The organism is Marinobacter sp. L-13 (genome assembly GCF_056857715.1).
The window spans coordinates 1-4,213 of the sequence record NZ_JBSXNQ010000003.1 but is presented as its reverse complement, the minus strand read 5'-3'; the positions used below and the strand labels follow the sequence as shown (position 1 = coordinate 4,213).

Sequence of the window (4,213 nt, the reverse complement as noted above, 5' to 3'; positions counted from 1 at the left end):
TTGGACCTCGCGCTTTCCTGAGGTCGCTATGGCACTGTCCAGCGTTTAAACGGAGAGCCGGATGCGCTGAAAGGTGCACGTCCGGTTCGGAGAGGAGAGGCAGGGAAATAGTCCGACTACGCCCTGCCTCTTACTCTACTTTGGACCGGTGCGCGCTGGGCTTATCTGGCTGTTGTGATCGATTTGTTCTCCCGTAAACCAGTGGGTTGGGCCATATCCCTGTCGCCGAATACAGACCTGGTGAAGAAGGCTCTGACGATTGCGTATGAATCCCGTGGGAAGCCATCAGGAGTCATGTTCCATTCGGATCAGGGATGTCAGTACACAAGCCTGAGGTTCCGGCAGTTGCTCTGGAGTTATCAAATGAAACAGAGCCTCAGCCGGCGAGGGAATTGCTGGGATAACGCCCCGACTGAGCGCTTCTTCCGGAGTCTGAAAACAGAATGGGTGCCAGAAATTGGGTATCCATGCTTTGCCTCAGCGAAGCAATCGGTCACAAACTATATGATCGGTTATTACAGTGCGCTGCGACCGCACAAACACAACGGTGGATTGCCGCCGAATGCGGCAGAGAAGGCCTACTGGAAAACTCAAAAGACGGTGGCCTAAAACACTTGACCACTACACCACGCAGGCCAAACGGATACTGATGCCATGTTTGGCCACGCCCTTTCTGGCCATCTCCCGGCGTTGAGATGTCCTTACAACTTTCCCTCCAGCGCTTCCTGACGGAGCTCGGCCTTAAGCCGCTCTTCGGCGTACATCTTCTTCAGGCGGGCATTCTCGGCTTCCAGTTCCTTCAGGCGTTTCATCATTGATGCATCCATGCCGCCAAACTTCGAGCGCCATTGATAGATCAGCGCCGTACTGACATTGTGTTCCCTTGCCAGCTCAGACACCGGAACGCCGGCTTCGTGCTGCTTCAGGATCGCCATGATCTGGCTGTCGGTGAATCGAGACTTCTTCATCTGTCGCTCCTTTTGCGATCATTGTAAAAGTCTCCACTCAAAACCTCGATTATTTTCTGGGGGGATTACATTCCGACATAGCGAAATAAAAACAAGCGTACACCTTACCCGATAATCTGACATAACTCCTAGTTATGTTTGGCGGCGTTATATTGATTACATGCTATGGCATGGTTTGGATATAGTTGTGGCCATAAATAGAAAACAACAAAAGAGAACGACTGACATGAGCGACTTTTACGACGACACCTTCCCCGAAGAGTTCAACAAACCCTAGTCCGAGAATGAACATGAGGCGAGTCTTAAACATGGAGAACGGTTCTGGCGTGTCCAATATTGAAAACCCTAGAAGTGAAATGGAACTTACAGTGCGTAAAGCGGCCAGGGCGCTTGGAAACCATGGGCTGGTACATGCATACGGGCACTGCAGCCAGCGTATAGATGAAAACTACTTTTTGGTGTGTGCACCGAAGCCGTTAGCGACTATAGAAGCCGGCGATCACGGAACCATAGTTCCGATTCACGGCGACTTTCCAGATGGTGTTCTTGGGGAGGTAAGGATCCACAGAGAGATTTACCGTCTGCGCCCGGATGTCGGAGGCGTGGTACGGAGTATGCCAAAGCAGGTTATGTCGTTGTCCGCTCTAGGGCGTACCCCAAGGATTCTCCATGGCATGAGCTCTTACTTCGCTCCGAATGTGCCTTTATGGAACGATCCACAACTGATCAGAAATGACGAAGCGGCGCAAAGTGCTGCGGAGTTGCTTGGCAACAAGACAGGAATTGTTCTTCGCGGTAATGGTGCTGTAGTTACAGGTGACTCATTAAAAGACGCGGTGGTTCTAACCTGGTATCTGGAAGATGCTGCAAGAATTGAACTGGATTGCCTGCCCGTCTCGAAGGAAGTCATTGAGCTAGGGCTGGAAGAGGCGAAAGCTCGGGCAACAAGGTCAGGCCGAATATTTGAGCGTATGTGGGACTATTTGACGCATGGAGATCCTGAATAGTTGGTTTTCTTAACTATTTAAATTTTTCTCCAGTATAAGAAGGTTATCGATGTGGCTTCGAACATAAAACAACACAAAAGCCGATTAGCTTGCGGGGCGCCGCTAAGTGGCTGCATGTTGGGCAAGGTAACCGAGGCGCATCGCAATTATGTCGCGCCGATTTCCAACACCGGTGCCGGTACCCAGCTGTTACTGAACCAATAAACACTGAGCGCCGCTACAGCGCGAGTATTACCTACGGAAAACCTGAGAACAAACAAAGGGAGGTTGTACAGAAAGAGCTCGGTTTCATAAGAAGTCGGGTTAAAAACAATAATGTGAGGAGACAGAAAATATGCAAAGCAATAAAATGAAATTGAGAATGGCAATTCGTGCGGCGGGAACGGCGGCGGTTCTGAGTATTTTCAGCCAGCCAGCCTTGGCACAGTCAACTGCGGAGGTTCAAGCAAAGCTTGATGACATGCAACGGCAAATCGATCAGATGGTGTCGAACCAGAGCTCTGGCGGTTGGGTAATTCCCGGCACAGATACAGCCATGACCATTAGTGGTTATGTAAAACTGGACATGATCGCCGATTTCGATCAGGACATGGACGACATGCTATTCGAACCGGGCTTGAAGACCGGTAATGAAAAAGGCGACACCTCTTTCCGTGCCCACGCACGCCAATCCCGTCTTCGCATTGGTACTTCTACACCCACCGATGTAGGAACAGCCAAAACCACGATAGAAGCTGACTTCTTTGGAGGAGGTGGTAACGAAATCCTCTCCAACTCCAGGGGCCTGCGTATTCGTCACGCATATGGTGAGTTGAACGGCCTGCTGGCTGGTCAGACTTGGAGTAACTTTATGCACTTCACAGCTTACCCTGCCACCGTGGAACTTGGCGGCCCTGTGGGTGTTTCGTTCATTCGTCAGGCGCAGCTGCGTTACACCATGCCGGTAGGTGATGGCGCTGCTTTCTCTGTCTCTGCGGAAAACCCTGAGGCTACCGGCTTCGAGGGCTCGCGAGACGTATTCCCTGACCTGACAGCCAAATACAAGTGGTCTGGCAGTACCGGCGGCATTGAAATTGCCGGCCTCGCACGCTCGCTTCAGACAGATGATGCTAGCGCTACAGGTGACGATAACGCCTTTGGCTACGGCGTAATGGCAGCCGGCCGGCTCAACTTGACGGATGCTACCACCGTCAAGGCTGGCGTTATCTTTGGTGATGGCGTGGGCCGTTACATATTCGGTTCTCTCAGCAACGATTCCAGCACTGATACTCGGACTGGCATCGGCGAAGCCTACATTGATAACAACGGTGACTTGGAAACCATCGAGGCCTTTGGCGCTACCATATCTGTCAGTCAACAGTGGACATCGAAGTTCTCCTCCAGCCTAACCTATGGTCGTGTAGAGGGTGACCAACCCAGCGATGAGTTCCCTAATTCGGTCGAAACTCTGCAAAGCGTGCTCTTCAGCAACTTCTACAAGGTTGCAGATCCTGTGACGCTGGGCCTGGAACTGTCTTACGGAGACAAGGAGCTAATGAACGGCGATTCTGGTGACAACACCCGCCTACAACTGGCAGCGCAGTTCAGCTTCTGATTTCCTCTGGAAATTGACTGTGGAGAAACCCCGGCTCTGGCCCAAGTGGTGTCCATCCTCGAAGGCGGTGAGGTAGACACACTCGTGCTTGACGCTTCGCCAGAGCCGTTCCACGAAGATGTTGTCATGGTAGCAGCCCTTGCCGTCCATGCTGATCCGGACACCGTGTTCCTTAAGAACGCCTGTAAAGGCTTCACTGGTGAACTGGGCACCCTGATCGGTGTTGAAGATCTCCGGCGTTCCATGGCGCTGTAAGGCCTCCTCCAGAGCATCGATGCAGAAGTCTGTGTCCATGGTGTTGGAGACCCGCCAGGACAGCACTTTACGGCTGTACCAGTCGATAATGGCGACCAGATACATGAAGCCTCGGGCCAGCGGCACGTACGAAATATCCGTTGCCCACACCTGGTTGGGGCGGTCGATCTTCAGCCCTTTGAGCAGGTACGGATACACCTTGTGCCCGTCCCCCGGAATGCTGGTTCTGGGGCGTGGATACACCGCCTGGATGCCCATGGTGCGCATCAGGCGCTGCACCCGCTTGCGGTTTATCCGGTGGCCTTTGCGTTCCAGGTGGACACGCATTTTACGAGAGCCATAGTACGGCGTTTCCAGATGCTGCTGGTCAATCAGGTACATCAGATCCA

At 52.5% G+C, this 4,213-nt stretch carries 3 protein-coding genes and 2 pseudogenes; 3 read left to right on the top strand and 2 right to left on the bottom strand.

The features are described 5' to 3' along the window. Positions 1–129: 129 nt before the first annotated feature. A pseudogene (locus AC13DD_RS00065) lies at positions 130–609 on the top strand (IS3 family transposase); the annotation flags it as partial. Between the two features lie 21 nt (positions 610–630). Here the strand turns inward: AC13DD_RS00065 and AC13DD_RS00060 are convergent. Further along, positions 631–968, bottom strand: a pseudogene (locus tag AC13DD_RS00060) (transposase); the annotation flags it as partial. A gap of 308 nt (positions 969–1,276) precedes the next feature. Here AC13DD_RS00060 and AC13DD_RS00055 point away from each other — a divergent pair. Further along, positions 1,277–1,975, top strand: coding sequence for a class II aldolase/adducin family protein (locus AC13DD_RS00055; protein ID WP_482930650.1), 699 nt, complete (start codon positions 1,277–1,279; stop codon positions 1,973–1,975). 334 nt (positions 1,976–2,309) lie between these two features. Continuing rightward, a complete protein-coding gene (locus AC13DD_RS00050; RefSeq protein WP_482930649.1) occupies positions 2,310–3,569 on the top strand; it encodes a DcaP family trimeric outer membrane transporter in 1,260 nt (419 codons plus the stop codon). On the opposite strand, the gene AC13DD_RS00045 is transcribed toward AC13DD_RS00050, so the two are convergent. After that, a partial coding sequence (locus tag AC13DD_RS00045) for an IS3 family transposase (protein ID WP_482930648.1) occupies positions 3,540–4,213 on the bottom strand: 674 nt, incomplete at its 5' end. The two genes, AC13DD_RS00050 and AC13DD_RS00045, sit on opposite strands and share 30 nt — an antisense overlap.

Bases quoted from the DNA above. Each gene is read 5' to 3' on its own strand.
- AC13DD_RS00050 (WP_482930649.1), top strand. From the start codon at position 2,310: ATGCAAAGCAATAAAATGAAATTGAGAATGGCAATTCGTGCGGCGGGA.
- AC13DD_RS00055 (WP_482930650.1), top strand. From the start codon at position 1,277: ATGGAGAACGGTTCTGGCGTGTCCAATATTGAAAACCCTAGAAGTGAA.